Source organism: Acetatifactor muris, from assembly GCF_024623325.1.
GTDB classification, from domain to species: Bacteria; Bacillota; Clostridia; order Lachnospirales; family Lachnospiraceae; genus Acetatifactor; species Acetatifactor muris.
Genome location: NZ_JANJZD010000020.1, coordinates 1 through 18,400 on the forward strand (window position 1 = coordinate 1; position 18,400 = coordinate 18,400).

Annotated in this window: 28 protein-coding genes and 1 pseudogene; 22 read left to right on the forward strand and 7 right to left on the reverse strand. The window is 45.3% G+C overall.

Annotation, left to right across the window (positions count from 1 at the left end; all coding sequences use genetic code 11):
* Positions 1 to 88 precede the first annotated feature (88 nt).
* The 4 genes from NSB25_RS17815 to NSB25_RS17830 all read right to left on the reverse strand — a co-directional run bounded on the left by NSB25_RS17815 (position 89) and on the right by NSB25_RS17830 (position 2,816).
* The gene (locus tag NSB25_RS17815; protein ID WP_242982524.1) at positions 89 to 1,225 is read right to left on the reverse strand and encodes a hypothetical protein; all 1,137 of its coding nucleotides are present in this window, start codon (positions 1,223 to 1,225) and stop codon (positions 89 to 91) included.
* A 164-nt stretch (positions 1,226 to 1,389) separates the two neighbouring features.
* Positions 1,390 to 1,662 (reverse strand): DUF6100 family protein, encoded by a 273-nt coding sequence (locus NSB25_RS17820; protein WP_103240961.1) that lies wholly within the window; start codon positions 1,660 to 1,662, stop codon positions 1,390 to 1,392.
* A gap of 27 nt (positions 1,663 to 1,689) precedes the next feature.
* Positions 1,690 to 2,400 carry a hypothetical protein gene (locus NSB25_RS17825; RefSeq protein ID WP_103240960.1) on the reverse strand — a complete coding sequence of 237 codons (711 nt, stop codon included), beginning with the start codon at positions 2,398 to 2,400 and terminating at the stop codon, positions 1,690 to 1,692.
* Between the two features lie 23 nt (positions 2,401 to 2,423).
* Positions 2,424 to 2,816, reverse strand: coding sequence for a fimbrial protein (locus NSB25_RS17830; protein WP_103240975.1), 393 nt, complete (start codon positions 2,814 to 2,816; stop codon positions 2,424 to 2,426).
* A 736-nt stretch (positions 2,817 to 3,552) separates the two neighbouring features.
* Between NSB25_RS17830 and NSB25_RS17835 the strand changes: the two genes are divergently transcribed.
* The 8 genes and pseudogenes from NSB25_RS17835 (at position 3,553) to NSB25_RS17870 (ending at position 8,798) form a co-directional block, all read left to right on the forward strand.
* On the forward strand, positions 3,553 to 3,768 hold the full coding sequence (locus tag NSB25_RS17835) for a helix-turn-helix domain-containing protein (RefSeq protein ID WP_103240959.1): 216 nt from the start codon (positions 3,553 to 3,555) through the stop codon (positions 3,766 to 3,768).
* 457 nt (positions 3,769 to 4,225) lie between these two features.
* Positions 4,226 to 4,918 carry a site-specific integrase gene (locus tag NSB25_RS29265; protein ID WP_306817647.1) on the forward strand — a complete coding sequence of 231 codons (693 nt, stop codon included), beginning with the start codon at positions 4,226 to 4,228 and terminating at the stop codon, positions 4,916 to 4,918.
* On the forward strand, positions 4,912 to 5,910 hold the full coding sequence (locus tag NSB25_RS17845; protein ID WP_242982522.1) for a site-specific integrase: 999 nt from the start codon (positions 4,912 to 4,914) through the stop codon (positions 5,908 to 5,910). The genes NSB25_RS29265 and NSB25_RS17845 overlap by 7 nt, the downstream gene beginning before the upstream one ends.
* Positions 5,843 to 6,214 carry a tyrosine-type recombinase/integrase gene (locus NSB25_RS17850; protein WP_242982521.1) on the forward strand — a complete coding sequence of 124 codons (372 nt, stop codon included), beginning with the start codon at positions 5,843 to 5,845 and terminating at the stop codon, positions 6,212 to 6,214. Before NSB25_RS17845 ends, NSB25_RS17850 begins: the two co-directional genes overlap by 68 nt.
* Positions 6,215 to 6,483: 269 nt before the next feature.
* Positions 6,484 to 6,771, forward strand: a pseudogene (locus NSB25_RS17855) (DEAD/DEAH box helicase family protein); the annotation flags it as partial.
* A gap of 242 nt (positions 6,772 to 7,013) precedes the next feature.
* Positions 7,014 to 7,667: an Ntn hydrolase family protein gene (locus tag NSB25_RS17860; RefSeq protein ID WP_103240956.1), complete on the forward strand. Its 654-nt coding sequence runs from the start codon at positions 7,014 to 7,016 to the stop codon at positions 7,665 to 7,667.
* A gap of 30 nt (positions 7,668 to 7,697) precedes the next feature.
* A complete protein-coding gene (locus tag NSB25_RS17865) occupies positions 7,698 to 8,519 on the forward strand; it encodes a PD-(D/E)XK nuclease family transposase (protein ID WP_103240955.1) in 822 nt (273 codons plus the stop codon).
* 54 nt (positions 8,520 to 8,573) lie between these two features.
* Positions 8,574 to 8,798 (forward strand): hypothetical protein, encoded by a 225-nt coding sequence (locus tag NSB25_RS17870; RefSeq protein ID WP_242982520.1) that lies wholly within the window; start codon positions 8,574 to 8,576, stop codon positions 8,796 to 8,798.
* Positions 8,799 to 9,023: 225 nt separating this feature from the next.
* Here NSB25_RS17870 and NSB25_RS17875 read toward each other — a convergent pair whose 3' ends face one another.
* Positions 9,024 to 9,872, reverse strand: coding sequence for a ParB/RepB/Spo0J family partition protein (locus NSB25_RS17875; protein ID WP_103240954.1), 849 nt, complete (start codon positions 9,870 to 9,872; stop codon positions 9,024 to 9,026).
* A gap of 171 nt (positions 9,873 to 10,043) precedes the next feature.
* Between NSB25_RS17875 and NSB25_RS17880 the strand changes: the two genes are divergently transcribed.
* From NSB25_RS17880 to NSB25_RS17895, 4 genes are all read left to right on the forward strand, one after another.
* Positions 10,044 to 10,724 (forward strand): hypothetical protein, encoded by a 681-nt coding sequence (locus NSB25_RS17880; RefSeq protein WP_103240953.1) that lies wholly within the window; start codon positions 10,044 to 10,046, stop codon positions 10,722 to 10,724.
* 73 nt (positions 10,725 to 10,797) lie between these two features.
* Positions 10,798 to 10,977, forward strand: a complete 180-nt coding sequence (locus NSB25_RS17885) for a hypothetical protein (protein ID WP_257479289.1) — start codon at positions 10,798 to 10,800, stop codon at positions 10,975 to 10,977.
* 79 nt (positions 10,978 to 11,056) lie between these two features.
* Positions 11,057 to 11,983, forward strand: a complete 927-nt coding sequence (locus tag NSB25_RS17890; protein ID WP_257479290.1) for a ParM/StbA family protein — start codon at positions 11,057 to 11,059, stop codon at positions 11,981 to 11,983.
* On the forward strand, positions 11,980 to 12,360 hold the full coding sequence (locus tag NSB25_RS17895; protein ID WP_103240950.1) for a hypothetical protein: 381 nt from the start codon (positions 11,980 to 11,982) through the stop codon (positions 12,358 to 12,360). The genes NSB25_RS17890 and NSB25_RS17895 overlap by 4 nt, the downstream gene beginning before the upstream one ends.
* A gap of 244 nt (positions 12,361 to 12,604) precedes the next feature.
* On the opposite strand, the gene NSB25_RS17900 is transcribed toward NSB25_RS17895, so the two are convergent.
* The gene (locus NSB25_RS17900) at positions 12,605 to 13,099 is read right to left on the reverse strand and encodes a helix-turn-helix domain-containing protein (protein WP_103240949.1); all 495 of its coding nucleotides are present in this window, start codon (positions 13,097 to 13,099) and stop codon (positions 12,605 to 12,607) included.
* Positions 13,100 to 13,356: 257 nt separating this feature from the next.
* Between NSB25_RS17900 and NSB25_RS17905 the strand changes: the two genes are divergently transcribed.
* Positions 13,357 to 13,575 (forward strand): hypothetical protein, encoded by a 219-nt coding sequence (locus NSB25_RS17905; RefSeq protein WP_146040114.1) that lies wholly within the window; start codon positions 13,357 to 13,359, stop codon positions 13,573 to 13,575.
* A gap of 7 nt (positions 13,576 to 13,582) precedes the next feature.
* Here the strand turns inward: NSB25_RS17905 and NSB25_RS17910 are convergent, their stop codons facing one another.
* Positions 13,583 to 13,915, reverse strand: a complete 333-nt coding sequence (locus NSB25_RS17910; protein WP_103240947.1) for a helix-turn-helix domain-containing protein — start codon at positions 13,913 to 13,915, stop codon at positions 13,583 to 13,585.
* A 512-nt stretch (positions 13,916 to 14,427) separates the two neighbouring features.
* Here NSB25_RS17910 and NSB25_RS17915 point away from each other — a divergent pair.
* The 9 genes from NSB25_RS17915 (at position 14,428) to NSB25_RS17955 (ending at position 18,300) form a co-directional block, all read left to right on the forward strand.
* Positions 14,428 to 14,706 (forward strand): hypothetical protein, encoded by a 279-nt coding sequence (locus NSB25_RS17915; protein WP_242982519.1) that lies wholly within the window; start codon positions 14,428 to 14,430, stop codon positions 14,704 to 14,706.
* Positions 14,707 to 14,737: 31 nt separating this feature from the next.
* Positions 14,738 to 15,052 (forward strand): hypothetical protein, encoded by a 315-nt coding sequence (locus tag NSB25_RS17920; RefSeq protein ID WP_103240946.1) that lies wholly within the window; start codon positions 14,738 to 14,740, stop codon positions 15,050 to 15,052.
* A 106-nt stretch (positions 15,053 to 15,158) separates the two neighbouring features.
* Positions 15,159 to 15,596, forward strand: coding sequence for a hypothetical protein (locus NSB25_RS17925; protein ID WP_146040113.1), 438 nt, complete (start codon positions 15,159 to 15,161; stop codon positions 15,594 to 15,596).
* Positions 15,597 to 15,616: 20 nt separating this feature from the next.
* Positions 15,617 to 15,814, forward strand: a complete 198-nt coding sequence (locus NSB25_RS17930; RefSeq protein WP_103240944.1) for a hypothetical protein — start codon at positions 15,617 to 15,619, stop codon at positions 15,812 to 15,814.
* Between the two features lie 65 nt (positions 15,815 to 15,879).
* Positions 15,880 to 16,440 carry a hypothetical protein gene (locus NSB25_RS17935; RefSeq protein WP_103240943.1) on the forward strand — a complete coding sequence of 187 codons (561 nt, stop codon included), beginning with the start codon at positions 15,880 to 15,882 and terminating at the stop codon, positions 16,438 to 16,440.
* A 238-nt stretch (positions 16,441 to 16,678) separates the two neighbouring features.
* Positions 16,679 to 16,837, forward strand: coding sequence for a hypothetical protein (locus NSB25_RS17940; RefSeq protein ID WP_172455189.1), 159 nt, complete (start codon positions 16,679 to 16,681; stop codon positions 16,835 to 16,837).
* 184 nt (positions 16,838 to 17,021) lie between these two features.
* Entirely contained in the window at positions 17,022 to 17,210 is a 189-nt protein-coding gene (locus NSB25_RS17945) for a molecular chaperone DnaJ (RefSeq protein WP_103240942.1), read from the forward strand.
* Complete coding sequence (locus NSB25_RS17950) at positions 17,194 to 17,730, forward strand: hypothetical protein (RefSeq protein ID WP_103240941.1); 537 nt, start codon at positions 17,194 to 17,196, stop codon at positions 17,728 to 17,730. The genes NSB25_RS17945 and NSB25_RS17950 overlap by 17 nt, the downstream gene beginning before the upstream one ends.
* Positions 17,731 to 17,772: 42 nt before the next feature.
* Positions 17,773 to 18,300 carry an SF0329 family protein gene (locus tag NSB25_RS17955; RefSeq protein WP_103240940.1) on the forward strand — a complete coding sequence of 176 codons (528 nt, stop codon included), beginning with the start codon at positions 17,773 to 17,775 and terminating at the stop codon, positions 18,298 to 18,300.
* The last annotated feature ends 100 nt before the right edge of the window (positions 18,301 to 18,400 follow it).

The window sequence follows — 18,400 nt, forward strand, 5'->3', positions numbered from 1 at the left end:
TTTTTCAAGGCATAGTACCCGCTATGTCCAATGTTTATGTCCATTTTTCTCAAATTTCTTTTCCTGCACCATATTCAGTTGTCAATTTTCAGTTAGAATCACATTCATTGAGATTCCGAGAAGTTATTTTTTCAAAGCTGATGGTGGAAAACCCTACCTGTCCTCCGCAGAAGCGGTGGAGAACTTCCTTCTGGAAGTCAAAGCAGATCAGGGTTCCCGTCCGTTCCTGCAGCTGGAGCGCCGTATGGAAACGGTTGATGCGGGGGATGTCCAGGAAATAGCCGAACAGCACCGGGTTCCCGTTCTGATCCAGGGCGTCATGTTCTATGGGAAGCCCCGTATCCTTTGGATAAAATCCCTGCATCAGCATGTGGTCGAGTTCCGCTGTACCCTCCGGGCTGCACAGGAGCTTCAGCAGCGTATCCCCGTAATGGTCATTGGTAAGATAATAAAAATGTTCATAATTGCCGTCCAGAAGAAAGAAACAGCGTGACTCTGTATCCGAATCCGCAAAGATCCGGTAGAAGGGTTCCAGGTCATTGCCAAACAGCAGGCCGGAAACACAGGTACTTGCATGCTGTGCGGAAAGGCGCTGATGGCAGACCACCATCTGCAGGAGCGCCTGTGCCCTCTGCTCAGCCCGGTAATCCCATTTCAGCATATGACTGCCGCCGTTATAGGAAATAAAAACACCGGATGGAGCAAGGAGCACCCCTGTCATCCGCGAGCCACGGATCTTCACAGTCTCGATTCCCATTTCTTTGACTTCACGGGAACTGTAAAAGGCAGGGGAGTCAAGCCGGGCTACCGGAGAACCTCCGGGGGAAAATACCAGGGGTTTTCCGTCACGGAACACGGCAATGCCGGCATTCTGCATGGCAACATAGGTTTCCGCAACCCGGTGGAGCCGTATCCGGCGTGGGACTTCGCTTTTAATCCGGTTAGTCTCCACGTTTCCGGTAAGATAGAAGGAAAAGCGTTCCGGCTGCCTTTCCAACAGGATTCGTTTTGCCCTCTGCCCCAGGCGGTAGCCGCGCAGCTTATCCTTATAATAGGTTTTCAGGAGGCCGTCTTTTTTCAGGGAAGTTATGACGGTCTCGGTATAGGAAGAACTGCCGGAAAGCCGGGTAAGCAGGTCTGTTGGCAGTTCGCCACAGACAGCAGCCATTTCCAGCAGGTGTAAGCCTAATGTGTCCTGTTTTGGGAATCTTCTTTTATCATCCAAAATGTCACCTCCTCTGACCAGGACAGCCCCGGTCTGGCCCCGGCTTTTTACCGAGGCGGCTAAAGACCTCGGTTAAGGCGGGAAAGAAAAATCTGTTATAAGGTATCAGGATCATGGGATTGACGGTTCCCAGTGGGTATCGGGAAAAAACAGGCTCAAATCGTTCAAAAATCCGATATGGATTTCAGTTCTTTTTCCCGTGCGGAGAGCCATCCGGCAAAGCGGTCTTTTTCCATGATATAGATATGGGTACAATCCTTATCTCCAAGCTCCGTAGTATTGTAGGCGTCACATAAAAGCCCGCTGTCATCGGCCATCACATACAGGGCGATGGCATCCAGGATCTGTTTCTGCTGCAGGTTGTCATAGTCCAGAAGGCACCAGTCCGGGAACGCCATCAGAAAGGCCGCAGTAAGTACCTTTTTATATTTTTTCATGGTTATCGCCATTCCTTTCTTGATTTTTCATAGTGAGAGCGGGTTTGCGATGAACGCCCCGACCATGCTTGTGAACAGCCGCAGGCACCAGGCGTTCATGAGCAGGAGGAACACCTGCCCGCCGAACATCCGGCACCAGGACTTAAAAATGTTAGAGGTGGACTGGGATGCCCCCATGGAAAAGGCCACGGGAGCCGTGTAGACCAGAACCCCTAAGAGGACATACCGCTCTGCCGCTTCAAAAAGGAGTTTCAGGTAGTTCCATGCCAGGATCAGAACGATGATCAGCGTGATCAGTGCCACCGCACCGTTGGCGCAGACGCCGATGATGGCTAACATCACCGAATTAAAGTCCGCGAAACTTAAAGCAGGCAGGTCGGAATCCATGATCCAGTGGTACGGGGTTCCGCCAATCTTTAAGATAGTATCCACGATCCCGTCCGAGAAATAGGCCAGCAGGATGAAGAGGACGGAGCGGATGCTTAAGTCTACCGGGTCCTCTGCCTCAATGCCGATGCCTAAACCGAAGTTCTTGAACAGCTGCCATACCCAGTTTAAGAGGATGATGCCGATAGCCAGCGCCACAAAGACCTTATACATGGTCTCGGCGGCGGGGAAGTAGCGGAGGAATACGGTCATGTCACAGCCAAGCGCCCCCAGGACCGAGGTGGTCACAAGGTCAAGGCCGTTCATCACCTGTTCGGCGATCCATTCCACAATGCCGTCTAAAATACCCATAAACGATCACTCCTTTCCGGCGGTCAGCCATTCCACTTGCCATCCGCAAAGAACGGGGTGATGTAGGCCATGATGAACCCCAGGCCGTTTAAGATCGCCCAGGTGATGCAGATGCGCTTCAGCCATGCGCGGCTCTCGTCCACCGTGCGGCCGGAGCGGGAGAAGTTCATCATCAAAAGGGCCACCGAAGCGGTGACGATGGCGGCCACGGTGGAGATGAGCACGATCTGGTTGTAGACGTCCTTCATGATCTCCGTGGCCTTCGTCCATACATCCGAGGCATAGACCGGCTGCGTGGCCATCAGGAACATCATAAAACTCAGGAATACATAGTAGGCGGCCTTCGCAGGGGAGAACCTGGCTTTGGGCTTTTTGCCTGCCGGGGCAGGTGTCTGCAGTTTGTTTTTCAGTCTCAATTTGTGGACCTCCTTTAAATAAGATTTGGTTGTGGAAAGAAAAGACCATGCCGCAGAGACGGGCACGGTCTTCTTTCTTTTGGTCTGGCAGGCAGGGAAAAAACGGATCATACGGTCAGAGGCGCAAAAAAAGCACCTCTTTGGAAAGGTGCCATGCCAGCCCGGATTGCTTCTGGATACAGTTTTAAGCATATTTAGTGTAGCATATCCCTATTTACGGGGAAAGAGCAGAACCGTGCCAATTTTGTGCGGAATTGTGCCAATTTCGTGCCAGGATTTTATGGTGTAAAAATGAAAAAATTATTTTTGAATATTTGCAGAAAAACGGGATAGTGTCCTTTATTTATATAGCATATGGGTTACATCCAAAATGTGGAAGGCCCTTTGCACCTTGACAATCTTACAGCACCATTCAGGAGTTATACAGGTATAGACGGATAGTGTGCGATGACCATGCGTGAGCACGCCCTCTGATTAAAGATTGCATAGCAATACCTGAAATACGCGGCAAAAGAATTGGCGCAGGAAATGACCTGATTGAGTGTGCATAAATTACACCTCTTAAATTATAAGTAGAAAAAGATATGCTAATTGCAGTTGAAAAACAGGATGTTCAATTCGTATAAGATATATGAAGATACTTTATATCAAATGCCAGACTGATGCCACTTCGGCTGCAAAAATCGTTTTATGATAGCGAAAGATACTAAAAACAGGGAAAGAGAGGATATAGAGAATGGCAGCAGATATAGATAATGAAGCGGCAGTTGATCAGCAGGTATACCTGGCAGGCGATATTCAGCGCATGCTTGGAATAGGAAAGAGTAAAGCCTATACCTTCCTTGAAGATGTGTATAAGCAGAAAAACCCGCCGTTCAGAGTTCTTAAAATTGGTAAGCTTTTTAGAGTGCCAAAGAAAGGATTTGATGAATGGCTGAATGGTAGTCTATGAGCGAGGTGATTTAGTGAAACAGTCAGCAAAGAAAAAAGTGGTTGCCTTTTATGAAGGAAACGCGTGGGTTCACAGAGTTAAACTGTTGCAGCCAGATGGTTCTGTAAAGTATAGCAAGCGTGGAGGCTTTCAGAGTGAGGCAGAAGCGGAAGCCAGTTATTACAAATATGAGAAAGAATTCAAGAAAGCGACAAGAACCTATCAGATGTCGGTAAAGCCAAATCCAGATGTGGATTTAAGAGATTATCTGCTCTATTGGTTTGAGGATGTTTTTTCCCAGAGGATTGAGAATACAACCCGCATGGTATGTGCCTATGTACTGTACGATCTGATTCTTCCGAATATGCAGCAGAATATAAAATTGCGATATGCAAATGAGGAATATTTTGATTCTTTGCTGGCTGTTGTGTCAAAGGCATGCGAGTCTGCTGGAAACAAGTCCAGAGAGTTCTTGAACATGGCAATGAAAGAGGCCGTAATACAGGAATATATCAGGGTTAATCCGATTCCTGCAACGAAGCCGTATCCAAGAAGAAAGCCAACAATCGTTATTTTAAACAAAGCAAATGTGAAAAAACTCCTGAAAGCTGCCTGCGATAGTGGATGGTATCTGGAAATTCTTCTTGGGCTGTTCTGTGGATTGAGAAAAGGTGAGATTTCAGGCTTGAAATTTGGAGATTTTGATGCTGAAAACAGAACAATCTACATTCAACGGCAGATTACATCAAACCCTGTTATCCCAAAGGGTGGAAGTAAAATTCAGACATATAAGGTCATAGAGAAACCGCCAAAGACGGATAATAGCTATCGCCTGCTGCGGATACCAGAGGCTGTTGCGAAGGAAATTGAAAAAAGAAGAACTGTGATTGATGCAAATAAGCTGCAGTACGGTGAACAATATTTTGACCACGATTATATTTCGTGTCAGGAAAATGGCCTGCCCCACATTACGGTTCATGGTCTGAGGCATATGTATGCCACTATATTGGTAGAGCAGAAAGTTCCTTTGATTAAAATATCTGCCCTTTTGGGACATGCAAGTGTCAATACAACCTTTGAATATTATTGTGAGGTCATGGATGAGAATGAGCAGATTATCACATTTATGAATCATATGTTTGTTCCGGAAGGGAGTGTTGCGACATGTTAGATTTGAGCTTAAAAAATTATGTCGATTGGAGAGTGTCACAGGTAATACCTGTGCGCTCCGGCTTCGGCTACAGAGTATTCCTGAAATATCCGGATGGGAGCGAAAAACCACAGCAGAAGTCCGGATTCAAAACAGAGAAGGAAGCAAATAAGGCAAGAGAGAAGACCATCGCAGAATTATATAATGGTACGTTTGTTGTATACGCAAAAGTTAACGTGGCTGATTATATGATGTTCTGGCTTGAAACGGATCTTAAAAAGCGCACAGACAGTCACGAAACGTACTATAATTATTGCGGAATAGTAAAGAATCATATCATTCCCATCCTGGGTAAGAAAAAAATGACGGATGTTACTCGCGGAGACGTTCAAAAATTGTTTAATATCAAGGCAGACTATTCGAGACCGATAGCAGAGCAGGTAAAAACAATCATGAATGTCTCTTTTCGTTATGCGGTAACGGCCAAAGTGATCCCGACCAGTCCGGTGGATGGAATAGGGCTTCCCAAAGCAGAAAAACCGCAGCCCAAATCAGGCTTCAGGACCCGAAATATAGATGAACAGAAAACACTGACTATGGAGCAGATTTTGGTTTTGCTGGAAAAAAGCAAAGATACCCCGATCCATATGCAGGTGCTGTTTAATGTACTTATGGGGCTCCGCAGGTCCGAGATCAATGGTGTAAAATATTCGGACGTAGATTATATCAACCGCACCTTAAAAGTGGAACGTCAGTTGGGGAGAATACATAATGCAGTAAAAGAAGACTTTGCCCCGAAAACTTTTACGAAACAGGAGGTGGGATTAAAGACAAAATCCAGTTACAGAGAGATTCCGATTCCTGATTATGTTTCCCGGGCAATCTTAAAGGAACGACAGGTTTATGAGAGAAACGTAAAACCGCAGAAAGGGAGAGTTTCAGGATATGGATTATATCTGTTGTTCCAACTATGGCAGAGCAAGGAGCAAAGGGTTTCATTGCAGGTATTATAAACAGCTTCTTGCTGAAAATGGCCTGCCGGACATCCGCTGGCATGATTTGCGCAGTACATACTGCACGCTCCTTCTAAAAGAGGCATTCAACCCCAAAGCGGTATCGAAGCTTATGGGACATGCCAAAGAACTCATAACTATGGACGTTTACGCCGATAATAAAGGTATCATAGCGGATGGGGTGCCGGAAATTGAGGAATATATGAAGGAGGTTTTACCGAACCTGAGAGAGATAGAAAGTTTTAAAAAGGAACTGTTGGAGATTGTTGTAGATGTAAAAGAATTTCTTCCGGATGCAGGGTGACAGAAAGGATAAAAAGAACAAAAGTTCGATTTTGCATCTATACAAATTTAACGATTTGTGGTAAGATAAAAAGGCTCTTTGGTGCTACCACGTCCGTATGGAATTACAGAGGTGCGCCAAGTTGCAAAAACAGCAAATTGTGAACGGGATTCGTCGTGGGCCTGTTTTTCTCCAATTTGAGTAAATGCCACGACGAAAATAAAATGTTCCACGACGAATTTTTGCCTAATAGGCGTCTTTTTTTACTATGAAATCAGAGGTGAGCATTTGTGCAAAATGAACAAAAAATCTTCGAACTTCACAGCGAATACAAGCCCACAGGCGACCAGCCCCAGGCCATAGAAGCCTTGGTCAATGGGTTCCGGGAAGGCAATCAATTCCAGACTTTACTGGGTGTTACGGGCTCCGGCAAGACCTTTACCATGGCCAACGTGATCGCACAGCTTAACAAGCCGACTTTGGTAATAGCACACAATAAGACATTAGCGGCACAGCTCTATGGTGAGTTCAAAGAGTATTTTCCGAGTAACGCGGTGGAATATTTTGTGTCCTACTATATTGAGTGAATGAGCAACACTATATATTGGTGCAAAGATAAACAAGATATCAATATATTGTATGTAGATGGATTTAAAAGAACGAAATGGACGGCATAGATTGGACATAACAGTGAACAGGATTCGTCGAGAAAACAGTGGTAAAAGTAACGTGGTGTTCAGGGAAATATATTTTGCAGTAGAAAACGGTGGTGAAAATTATTCCGATTTCTGCTATAATGAAAAATAGAAGGAGAGATAGAATGTCAGTTATTGTTACATTTTGCTTGTATGATGGTATAGTTATGGCTGCCGACAGTCGAACTACTTTAACCAAAACATACCCAGATGGCAGACAAGAGGTATTGCATAAAGATGGGATTAAGAAAATTTTTCAGTTTGGGTATAGAGATATAGGTATATTATGGTGCGGGAATGCACAAGTAGGAGATGAAGATGTACCAGACTATCTAAATGGGCTGTTTAATAGACTTAACAAGACGGCAACTATTAAAGAAATTGCTGAAACTATTAAAGACGAGTGTAATGAAAGGGTACAAGGTGAGACAATACGTTGTCATATAGCTGGGTATGAGAATGGATTCCAATGCTTATATCAGGTTGTAGATGGTGTTGTTACCCATAAAAACATGAATCCGGAATTGGGTGTTCCTACAATATGTGTTGTATGGGATGGGCAAAGAGACATATCTAAAAATATCATTCGTTATAAAGAAAGGCTGGATATAGGCGGAAAAATGGTTGATGAATCAGAGGTTCCCCATTTTACACTGGACGAGGGTGTAAGATTTGCTGAAGCTATGTTAAAACGCTCATGTGAGGAACGGGAAGAATGTGGAGAGCCAATATATTCTCTTCTTATAACAGGGGAGGGACTTCAATGGATACACAAATAAGGGAAAATAAATGTCAAGGTGGTGTTAAAGATGATAAAGGAAGAAATACTACAAGACAACAAAACGGTAGAGCAGATTGTTGATGATATGAATTTATTTGATGATGATTTGATGTCTATGGTTTTTGATGGTAATATAGAAGCGACTGGACTATTGCTAAGGATTATTCTGAAACGGAACGATATTACTATAATAAGCGTCGTTGGGCAAAGAGAATTGCAAAGCCCTATTGCGGATGGGCGGAATGTTCGTTTAGATATTTTGGCAAAAGATAACATAGGAAAGCATTACAATATCGAAGTGCAGAAGAAACCAGAGGGCGCGCATACACGGAGAGCTAGATTTAACAGCAGTATGATGGACTCCCGGATGCTGAAAGAAGGACAGGAATTTTCGGAGCTTAGAGATTCCTATATGGTGTTCATTACGCAGACAGATATATTTTGTCATGGACTGCCGATTTATACGATAAACCGTCACTTTGAGGAAATTGATGATGTGTTTGATGATGGTTCTCATATTGTATATGTAAATGGTAGTTATAAAGGTGATGATGCTGTCGGTAAGTTGATGCATGATTTTGGATGCAAGAACTCAAAGGATATTTACTATCCGGAATTGGCAAAAGGTCTAAAGCATTTTAAAGAGGAAGAAGGAGGTCGAAAAGCTATGTGTGAGGCTGTTGAAAAATATGCCGAAAAGAAAGTTGCTATGAAGGTAAAAGAAGAAAGAAATTTAATGACTCAAATAGTTGCGGCTTTAGTTGCTGATAAGGATGACGATACTATAATAAAAGAATTGAGTTGTACGTTGGAGCAAATCATTCCGCTTCGTACAGTAATGGGTAAGTAGGAAAGTTATGTTCTGAATGATGTGAAATATGATTTCAGGTCGTTGGATATCTTTGTGCCAGTCGAAATAAAAGGCGGAGAAGGGCTGGTGAATATTATGGGTGGAACTGTTATAGAGACGGAATCTGACAAGATTAAGATAAAGTTGATTATTGAACTGGGGCAGGAAGATGGTCTTGACGATGAGGCAATTATCAGAAGATTACAGCAAAAAATTATAGGATTGCCTTTAAATAAGGCAGAGACTTATTTGGCAGAATATGGAAGACAGCTTGTGTAGTGCGGAAGAAACAGCAGAGAGCCGGATATAATCTGGTAATAAATAATGCATTGAGAAAACCGATGGCATTATATTTAGATGAAAAATAATAAAGGACACTAAAAAGAGAAGTATTTCTGCAAAATAGAGATGCTTCCCTTTTTGTGTAGAAGTTTTAAATCAGAGATTTAGGGTTTCTTATTATGAGAAAATTTTCCTATTTGATTGGACAATAATACATATACTTTAGCTGCGCCTTCTTCTGACAGGAGTTATGATACCAGAGGATGGCGGGGACACCAATGCTGCCAGAACCTTCTTCTTAGATACTGAGTATATTTCACTTGGCTTTTTGTCATTCCTATGAGGTAGCCCGCTCAGCTTCTTCAGGTCGGGTATCCTGTCAGGATGTCGCGTTAGCTCCTCTAGTAGCCATATGATATCCTGATTCCGCATATTAGAGATTGTGTAGGCGGCCTCAAATGTGATTCTTTTTTCATCAAGCAGCTGCGCAATGGACTGTAGCAGATTGTTCGGCAGCTTTATGATGCGCCGGTACTTGCTTAGAGTCGCTGTACTAATGCCGAGACGCTTGGACATCTTGTCCCTGACGGTGCTTCTTCTGGAATTCTCTGGAGACTTGTGTCTAGTTTGGACGCAAGTTCCATCCTCGGTGCCAATACATTTCTCCTTTTCCAAATCATTCCTCTTTCCTTGGCATGAAGTCTTCTTGATCAGATCTTCGATATATTTTACCGCCTCAAACTTCTGTGCATAGTTCCAGTCCGAGAATGAGTGCCGGTTCAGGTTGCTGTCATAAAACATTTCCAGTGCCTCTTTATCAGATATCCCATATCTTATCTCTGCCCTGATGGTGCCATGCCCTAAAGCCTTTACTGCTTTGGCGCGATTGTGGCCGCATATGATCTCATACTTCCCGCTATCAGCAGACCGGACGATGATTGGGTCGATCAGCCCTACGTGTTCGATGCTGTCCATCAGCTGCTGCAGGCGTGCCCCATCATATGTCCGCCCGGAATGGTGTTTAAAAGGAACGATATCCTCGAATTCCAATTCCCTAATCTCTCTGTCCATAGTATTCTTCCATGCATCATATATTACCAGATTTACAGTCCTGAGTCAAAGAGGCAGGGGGCAGTCATCGAATAGATCATATGGACAGATATATATTCTTATTACGACACAATAATAACCTCTATGCCAGCTGTGGCATGGGGATTCTGCTTTTTTAAGGAGGAGGACACTATGGAAAGACCAATGACGACGCAAGAGCTGTTCGACAAGCTCCAGGACATCATGAAAGAAAAAGGCTTGCTCCCGGACATCCTGGACTATGGGATCGCTACAGACAGGCCTGTCCCGATCAGGGACTATGACTTCGACCTGAAGAACAACCTGGACTTTGGGGGCAGCGAAGGGATCTATCTGGACTTTTGGATGGAATATCCTGAGGATGGGGAACGGCACAGAAGCGGGCTCGGCACGTTCAAGACGTTGGACGATAGCAGGGAAGCCATGCGCACGATGGCAGTGCTGCTTGCTGACTTCATCATCGAGGTATACGCCTACATCAGCACCAATATCGACGACTTCACATGGACAGGCGTGGACGTCCGTGCATCCGATGGCAACGGGAAACCTCTTGAGTGGTGCTGTCCCTGCAGGAGCATGGAAGAGGCGCTGAAGAGGAAGGACGAGCTGCTGGAGAAGTACCTGGAAGTCTCTGTAAGGGACAATGCCACAGAAAGTGACGGTGTCCTGGCAGAACGGCAGAGGAGAGGGGGAAGAGGCGGTACAGAGGGGAAGCAGGGAGGTGCCGAAGGAAAGCGCCGCCGTGGCAGTGCGGCCGGAAAGGATGCCACAGGCGGGGACATGCTCAGGGAAGGAACCGGAAGGGTATGGGGAGCTGTTCCTATTCGTCCCTGAGATGGGGCAAGTCATCCGCATCAGCGAGGGCACTGGGGACAACCTGTTCAAGGAGGACGAGGAAGCAGGATATGTGGATTATATCATCTATGAGCAGCATGGGCTCAGCACCGGGATGCCGGTAGTGGACGGTGGGCAGGTGCTCCTGGAGGGCATGTTCAGGGATTTGTTCCGATGTACGGCTGACTGCATCCCGAGGGTGCTGGACATGGCATATGGAAATGATGCGTTCAACTGCGTCATATTGGAATAGGCGGGACACCGGAATGCAGGAGGACAGGGCTGTATATCATGAGGGCATAAATCCCGACAGATCAAAGAGAGGAAATGGAATGGTCAGGTTAGAGGAAGGGAAATATATCATAGGGTTTGATGACGGCTATCAGCTCGGTAAGACAGCGAACTTTGTATTCAATAACGGCATACATAGGCTGGGGGCTACGGAGACGACATTGAAAGAACACTCCCTGTTCTATGACGGGGAGTACTTCAAGGTTGGAGAAGGCCGGGCAGCCATTACGGAGGATAAGGTATCAGATGACGATGCAAGGCTGCGCACCATGGCGGCGGCAGCCATGGAACTTGGGGGTGCAGGGATCCATAAGGCGGAGGTCGTGCTTGCGGTGGGCCTGCCCTTTTCAAATTATGGACGGGACAAGCCGAAACTGATTGACTATTACAAACAGCAGAACAGGCTGGGATTTTCATATGAAGGGGAAGACTATTTCCTAGAGATAGGGAAGGTGATTGTCTGCCCCCAGTGCTATTCAGCCATCGCCACAAGGCTGGGGAATATGAAGGGAGACTACCTGGTGGTGGATATCGGCAGCAAGACCACAGATGTGGTGTATGTGCAGGATGGCCTGCCCATAGAGAGCAGGTCGATTACCATCGAAAAGGCCGTGGTGAAATGGATCAAGGAAATCCAGCGTGAGATGAAAGTGCAGACAGGAAAGGACATACCAGAACATGAGGTCATGAAGATTGCTCTGAAAGAGGGCAGCAACCTGCCAGGCGCCTATGCGGAGCTTATCCGCGGGATGCTGAGGGAGAAGATGCAGTCCCTGGAACTGGAACTTGCAGAGAGGGGATACAGTATGGACTATATAAACATCATCTATGTAGGCGGAGGCGCATTGCTGGCCCGTGACTATGCTGGCAAATACCGGGCACATACGGCTTACGACTGTGACCTGTGTGCAAACGCAAAGGGGTATGAGTTCCTTGCCAGGCAGATAGAGGGAAAGCAGGTGGTATGATGGCAGAGAACCAGAAAGCAGTATCTATCCGTTTCAACATGGACGACAGGGCTGACAGGGAGCTGTACCTGAAACTGGCGGAGAAATCGGGAAGCGCAGCCTCCCTGACGGCTTATGTGAAGAGGGTGCTGGAGGAGTATTTCAGCTTGGACATCAAGATAGCTGACAGACAGGAGTTCCATAGCCAGATGCTTGCAGCCATCCGGGAGGAGATGCAGTCGCAGGGAATGAAACTGGTGGGAGCGTTACTGGCGGGAATCGGTGCGACGGGTACGCCATCCATACAGCCGGTAACAGTGTCAAATATGGCAGAACTGCCTGAGGTATGTGACGGACTTCCGGAGAACCTGCAAGGAATCCTTGCGTATATCGGATAGGGACATCCATGGATTACGGCTCAATCTAATGACAGTCGAGATGCGGCAGACACTCCCGGGTGGGGTGCCTGTTGCATTTGTGGTGTAAAGTGTAGGCAATGTGCTGCAAAAAGGGCATTACGGAGGACTGTTTTAGAAAAATGATTGCATATCTGCAGCAGGATATAGCAGATGTGCAGCCATGAAATGGAAGACATTAGGTGAATCAGGGGGATGTTCATCAGGATGTTGCGTTTGAGGGTTGCTATTCCTCAGGGACTCCCAGGACTGCATATCCATATTCATACAGCAGGTCGTTGGTTTCAAAAATCGACATGTTCCTCTGAAGGGCGAACAGGATGATGGCATCGCGCCTGTCCCTGACATAGAGTTCCCTGTTCTCCGACAGCTTCAGCATCGTCTGTGCCTCTTCGGCAGAAAGCCGCAGGCCAAAGGCCATGGCAATCAGTTTATCCCGGGAGGGAATCTTGGTTCCGTCGAAAATCTGATAGATATATTTGCGGTCAAGGAGGGAACCGCGGGCGACATCGGCCCGGCGCATCCCCTTTTGGTTCAACAGCAGCCGCAGATGCTCGGGAAGGCTGCGGGGAATCATGTTCGCTTCATTCCTTTCCAGATAGGAACTGATACTTTTGGTATTTTTTAGGTCATCATTCAAAGCGGCGCTGATTGCCGTTCCCCGAAAATCCATGGCAGATATACTGGTGGAAGTGCTTGTAGTAGATTTATGATTGGCCATATTGTACCCCCATTTAGTTGGAATGCTGTATATGATGATTATAGAGGTTTTTAGATTGGATGGCAAGAAATAAAAATGCATATGTCTGCTGAAAGGTGAACTATATGGGGAGCCGTTTCTGTATGATAGAAGCAGAGACCGGCATTGAGCTTAGTTGGAAATGTGCATGCTGGGAGACAGGCTTGTGCGCCTGTGTTTGGAGATGGGTAGAGAGGCTCCCGTTTTAGGATATTGAATCAATGGAGGAGGTTTTAAAATTGGTAATGGAAGACAGAGAGACAAAGGATGATAATGGCAGATTTAAGGAGGATTTTTCTATCCGTATTACAGAAGCCATGCTCTATGACAGGCTGCATACTCTGTCAAATGAGTATTCTGTATCTGTGGAGCTGCTTGTCAATATAGCAGTGAAGAGGCTGCTCAGTGATATCGACTTTGTGCGGAACCTGCGGATGGGCAAGATAGATGGCGAATGACCCGTAGTCAACTGCTTTGGTCAGGATAGGAGAAGATGGTACGTAATACATTGATTGCCATCTGCTTGCGCTCCAGGGGCTGATTGTAGATTATCTGCTTGAACTGTTCCATGATGTTGGCATCGCTGTCAGGCACGGAGTCAGACAGCATATAGTCAACAGTCACGCCGAGACAGCCTACGAGCCTCACCAAAGTATCAAGCGTGAGGCTCCGTTCCCCTCGTTCGATGGCGCCCATGTAGGTGTCTGATATATCAATGGCTTCTGCAAGCTGAGCTTGTGTAAGGTTTAAACGCTTGCGTTCTTCACGGATTCTTTTTCCTAATTTTTTATAGTCCATGTCATTACCTCTTTTTGTTCTTTATTTTACTGGGAGATGATAAAATAAAGAATGTACTAATAGAGGTATTAATATTGACTAATAGAGGTATATGTGATAAGATTGTAATAAGATGCTATGACTCAGGAAATTTCAGTTATGATGTCTAAGGAATGATGTAGAAAGGAGAAAAAAGATGGCAACTCAAATTAGATGGAGATCAGTTTGCCAGTGGTGCGGAAGGCAGGGGGGTACTGCGTATGCGCCGGAAGGTAGGCTTCCTAGCGGTAATCCTAGTGTCCCTGGAAAGTGTAAGTCACATCCAAGTGGAAACCCTAATGCGGAACATGGGCCAAAGTGGCAACAGGGTTGATTGAGCGTAAAGGATAACCTATTTAGGCAGATTCCAGACGGGTTATCCTTTATTTCAGGGAGATATAATGACTAAGAAACATTCGACATTGCATAGAAAAAAGAGAAATATTTCTTAGTATGTAGTTTTTTCATATTATGAAAGATAGGAAAGGATAAATATGGCGCTTGTTGGGACTTTGTTGTTATTAGCGGAGGTTGCGACAGCTGTTAAAACTGTCAATGAAGGATTGCAAGAGGAGATTGCGCTTCCGAACACTCCATGGAAAGTTACGGATTGGTTTGTTTGGGAAACGATTAAGGAATGTAATGGATGGCGTATACAGCAAAATACGTTTACCAGACATTGCCGACTTGTCGATCCGGACGATTGGCGTCGGGCGTGGGGAACAAAGAACGGAATGATGGCAGTATGGAAAGAATTAGAGGATAAAATGTGAAATAAAGAACTTATAAGAGGATGTATGGACGATGGCAAAAAAACTGAAAAGAATACCTGTTGATTTAGTATCCTATATCCAGATTGAGACAGAAGCAATTGAAACATCCAATGACAAGATGATGATATCCTCCTACTGTCTCAGCAAATTGGAGATGGTGAACTGGTATCTAGAATTGTTGGAGGTAGGTTCTAAGAAGTATGTCGTTCCCCAGAGCAAGGAATATCTGAAGTCGGTCAGGGATCAACTTGTAGAATGCCATAAAGAAATTATGAGAACAAAAACGAAAAAGCCAGGCGACAGACCGATTATTGACATTAAATATCCAAAAGGATATGAAGGGTAATTTGTTAGCCAATACTTTATGTGGCGAAGGAATATTTGTGACAGTGATTAAAACTGCATAGTCACAAATCGGCATAGGGATTATGTTATGGAGATGAGAAAACATTGTGGCGATAATCTGTCAACAGGAACAAAAGAAGTTCAGCTTCTTCTGCAAGATCAGCATGGTTTTCCTGATCCTTGAAATAGCATTACATATCGTTGACTGGAAGTTCTGGGGAGAATTGAGTTATTTTTCCTGCTGTGCGGTAATATTGACTGGAATAGTATATATTATATTGCATCAGATCACATATTTTACTGGTAAGAAAATTGAACGTGTGATTAGCGTATTTTTCTATATAGGTGCTGCGTGTGTGATTTTGAAACTGATTTCACCGCTGATTTTGAAAGAAAATTTTTATGCAGGTATAAGTCCATTCATGGAAGTACATGGCATAATTATTTTTTGCCTGGACATTGGTATTATTTTGCTGCCTTTATCGATTGTAATCATGCTGGTGAAATTCAGGAAGTTAATTAAGTTTTTGAAATCTATTTTTTAGATAATTTCAGAATAGGCATTATGGGGCAAGGCATCCGAAAGGATATAGAAATAAACATAGGTTTGGAGGAATATATTGTTCCCCGGAGCAAGGCATATCTGGAGTCGGTCAGGGATCAGCTTGTAGAGTGCCACAAGGAGATCATGTGTGTAAAGCGTCAAAAGCCTGGTAAGCGCTCTCTCCTGGACATTGAATATCCCAAAGGATATGAGGGCTAATGTTGTTTGCAGCATATATTATGGAGCAGGTATTCTTATGGTAATAAGGTTAAGGAGAAAGGGCTATGAAGAATTTGATGACAGAACAGAATGTACTGAAAAAATTAGGCATCAACGATTTTGGACAGCTAAAGCGGGAGAACTGCATGCACTTTGCATCAATCCTTGATAAGATGGATCCGGAAGTAGCCCAAAAGGCATTGGAGCAATTTCCTGAATTTGCGAAAATATCTAAAGAAATACTATGTGAATATAGGGATATTATAGACAGAGGTATTTTGTCTAATGATGCGAGCATGAAAGCGGTATATGATGCTTATAATTCTATCATGGTCTCGCTGCAGAAAGAGCTGGATAAGGACTGCTTGACCTTTGAAGAGAAAAAATACATTTTGGAAAAGATGGAGGAGATTGCTGATAAAATTGAAAAAAAGGATACAGAAAATAAAAAATGGATTGCGGGAATAGGAATAGTGGCTGGGGTGATATGTTGTGGAGTGGTAGCGGTATTAGCCGGTTTATTGGGTGGTGATACGTCTGTTAAAACCAAAGATTTGTCAGACTACGACCCTGATCCGGATCCTGCCCCGGAGTATCTTCCTTACGTTGACCTGGATTCTGTCTGACCTGGATTCTGTCCCTGGCTTTGACTTGCCCGGAACCGGATGGGATTGACTTAAATTCTGCAACAGATATATCAAAAACAGGAAATGTCTGCTAGGAGGGGAACCTCATGGCGGGCATTTGTTTTATCTTATATATAGAAGAAGCAGAACCGATGAAAGTGCATGCCAGAATCGTGTAAAGGCCTCCTGTAGATATATATTCTCTTATAATGATAAAGCTTATAGAAAGGAGACGCTTATGAAAAAAGAACCAGTGGAATCTGCAGCCGCGGCTGCCTCCAGGGAACCTGGCAGCAGTATGGCAGAACATCCGTATGGCAGCCTTGAGTGGAGGCTCATCCTGGTCAGAGAGGATAGACTATATCTGCACCGTAAAAAAGGACGATACGGTTCCTGACGGATAGGCAGTGCTGTTTGTGCTCAGCTGTTACATGGGAGATTCGCATACTAGTGAGGATTGGTACAAGTTCACCCCTGATGGCAGGGTGGGAAAATATCACATAGGTGGATATAGACAAAACGATACGGATGTCTGGGAGCTGTGAAGGGACTGTGCGTCTGAAAAGAATGAGGAGGAAACCATGAGGAAGATAAAGGAGCTAATCTATCGGATAAAGCCGCCATGTCCGGAATGCCCGTACAAACTGGGACTGGTGCATACGCTGGCCAATCCCTGCCCTGCATGCAGGGACAACGGCTACCGGACATTCGAGCGGTTCCAGCGGTTCGGGAGAGGGCTGCCGGAAAGGCCTGATGATGCAGGGGCTTAAGGATGCCGGCATCCCAAACTGCAGCGGCTGCCCTTATGTCAGCGCAAAGACTGGCGGAACGGCATTCAATGGCCAGGGGCTTACAGGAAGCCATCACAGGACAGGAGATTGGATGCCGGAAATCCATTTCTGTGAAAAGATCGGCGGCATGCCCTGTCTGGACGGAGGGTGCGGCGATGCTTATCAGGAGGAGTCGGAGGGCAGCCGACATCCTGGAAGGCAAAGGATGACCGCGAGGGAGCGGAACAGGAAGTACCAGAGGCATCTCCGGAAGCTGGCATCAATCAGTGAGAGGATGCAGGGAAAGAGCGCCATGTACGGCGGGGCAGTCCTTGTTGACAGGGAAACAGGCGGAGCGAGAAAGAAGCCTTTTTACAGGAGATATTGGAGGGGCAGCCACAACAACCGGTTCAGGTACTGGCGCAGGGTATCGAACCGGAAGGTCAGGAGATATAAAGGGGATGTCCATAGCGGAGGATTCTACAGGAAGATATCCGCTTACTGGTGGACTGTAGATTGATGGGAGGCAGAATGGAGGATAAAAGAGGGGTATAAAAGAGATATGTGGAGCAAAACGAAAAAAGCATTAATGGATAGGATGGCGGACAGCCTTAAAAAGCGTGTCAGGTACAATTTTGAAGTCTATACAACAAATAAATGCCGCTGGTGGAGTGAAGCACCAGTTTTCTACATCCATGTAGATGATGAACTTTGGTTTGCAACGAATCCCCAATACTATTGGAAGCAAACGGAATATCTTAATAAAAATGTGGATACAGGCCTCCCATACCATGAATATTGGGAGACTCATGCCAGGACTTTGCCGGATGCTGATAGCTATGCGTCTGAATACGGTCTTATGGAGGTAGATAATATGATGCTGTATATCCACCGGTACCTGAATGTCTATAATGTCAAAGAATGTCTGGACAGCGGAAATTATATTTTAAAATTGCTGGCCGTGCTCGACAGGAGGATTGGGAAACGGACGATAAAGCAATTGGTTGATGATATTACTGATAATCCAGAGTGGATCAGGAAATTCATCGTTCTGCGTGCTGAAAGCGAAGGAATATTGATTGAGGCTTGACTGTATAATGCTATTCCTAAGATAGAAAAGGTTGTCGATGATGGAGCCAACCGTTATATGTTGGAGGAGCTGGACCTCAGCGAAACCAGATTCAAGAGGG

What these genes read in the sequence shown, in the direction of transcription:
- NSB25_RS17820 (WP_103240961.1), bottom strand. Translation starts at nt 1,662, where the DNA reads ATGAAAAAATATAAAAAGGTACTTACTGCGGCCTTTCTGATGGCGTTC.
- NSB25_RS17825 (WP_103240960.1), bottom strand. Translation starts at nt 2,400, where the DNA reads ATGGGTATTTTAGACGGCATTGTGGAATGGATCGCCGAACAGGTGATG.
- NSB25_RS17835 (WP_103240959.1), top strand. Translation starts at nt 3,553, where the DNA reads ATGGCAGCAGATATAGATAATGAAGCGGCAGTTGATCAGCAGGTATAC.
- NSB25_RS29265 (WP_306817647.1), top strand. Translation starts at nt 4,226, where the DNA reads ATGGCAATGAAAGAGGCCGTAATACAGGAATATATCAGGGTTAATCCG.
- NSB25_RS17845 (WP_242982522.1), top strand. Translation starts at nt 4,912, where the DNA reads ATGTTAGATTTGAGCTTAAAAAATTATGTCGATTGGAGAGTGTCACAG.
- NSB25_RS17850 (WP_242982521.1), top strand. Translation starts at nt 5,843, where the DNA reads ATGGATTATATCTGTTGTTCCAACTATGGCAGAGCAAGGAGCAAAGGG.
- NSB25_RS17860 (WP_103240956.1), top strand. Translation starts at nt 7,014, where the DNA reads ATGTCAGTTATTGTTACATTTTGCTTGTATGATGGTATAGTTATGGCT.
- NSB25_RS17865 (WP_103240955.1), top strand. Translation starts at nt 7,698, where the DNA reads ATGATAAAGGAAGAAATACTACAAGACAACAAAACGGTAGAGCAGATT.
- NSB25_RS17875 (WP_103240954.1), bottom strand. Translation starts at nt 9,872, where the DNA reads ATGGACAGAGAGATTAGGGAATTGGAATTCGAGGATATCGTTCCTTTT.
- NSB25_RS17880 (WP_103240953.1), top strand. Translation starts at nt 10,044, where the DNA reads ATGGAAAGACCAATGACGACGCAAGAGCTGTTCGACAAGCTCCAGGAC.
- NSB25_RS17890 (WP_257479290.1), top strand. Translation starts at nt 11,057, where the DNA reads ATGGTCAGGTTAGAGGAAGGGAAATATATCATAGGGTTTGATGACGGC.
- NSB25_RS17895 (WP_103240950.1), top strand. Translation starts at nt 11,980, where the DNA reads ATGATGGCAGAGAACCAGAAAGCAGTATCTATCCGTTTCAACATGGAC.
- NSB25_RS17900 (WP_103240949.1), bottom strand. Translation starts at nt 13,099, where the DNA reads ATGGCCAATCATAAATCTACTACAAGCACTTCCACCAGTATATCTGCC.
- NSB25_RS17910 (WP_103240947.1), bottom strand. Translation starts at nt 13,915, where the DNA reads ATGGACTATAAAAAATTAGGAAAAAGAATCCGTGAAGAACGCAAGCGT.
- NSB25_RS17915 (WP_242982519.1), top strand. Translation starts at nt 14,428, where the DNA reads ATGGCGCTTGTTGGGACTTTGTTGTTATTAGCGGAGGTTGCGACAGCT.
- NSB25_RS17920 (WP_103240946.1), top strand. Translation starts at nt 14,738, where the DNA reads ATGGCAAAAAAACTGAAAAGAATACCTGTTGATTTAGTATCCTATATC.
- NSB25_RS17930 (WP_103240944.1), top strand. Translation starts at nt 15,617, where the DNA reads ATGGGGCAAGGCATCCGAAAGGATATAGAAATAAACATAGGTTTGGAG.
- NSB25_RS17935 (WP_103240943.1), top strand. Translation starts at nt 15,880, where the DNA reads ATGAAGAATTTGATGACAGAACAGAATGTACTGAAAAAATTAGGCATC.
- NSB25_RS17940 (WP_172455189.1), top strand. Translation starts at nt 16,679, where the DNA reads ATGAAAAAAGAACCAGTGGAATCTGCAGCCGCGGCTGCCTCCAGGGAA.
- NSB25_RS17945 (WP_103240942.1), top strand. Translation starts at nt 17,022, where the DNA reads ATGAGGAAGATAAAGGAGCTAATCTATCGGATAAAGCCGCCATGTCCG.
- NSB25_RS17950 (WP_103240941.1), top strand. Translation starts at nt 17,194, where the DNA reads ATGATGCAGGGGCTTAAGGATGCCGGCATCCCAAACTGCAGCGGCTGC.
- NSB25_RS17955 (WP_103240940.1), top strand. Translation starts at nt 17,773, where the DNA reads ATGTGGAGCAAAACGAAAAAAGCATTAATGGATAGGATGGCGGACAGC.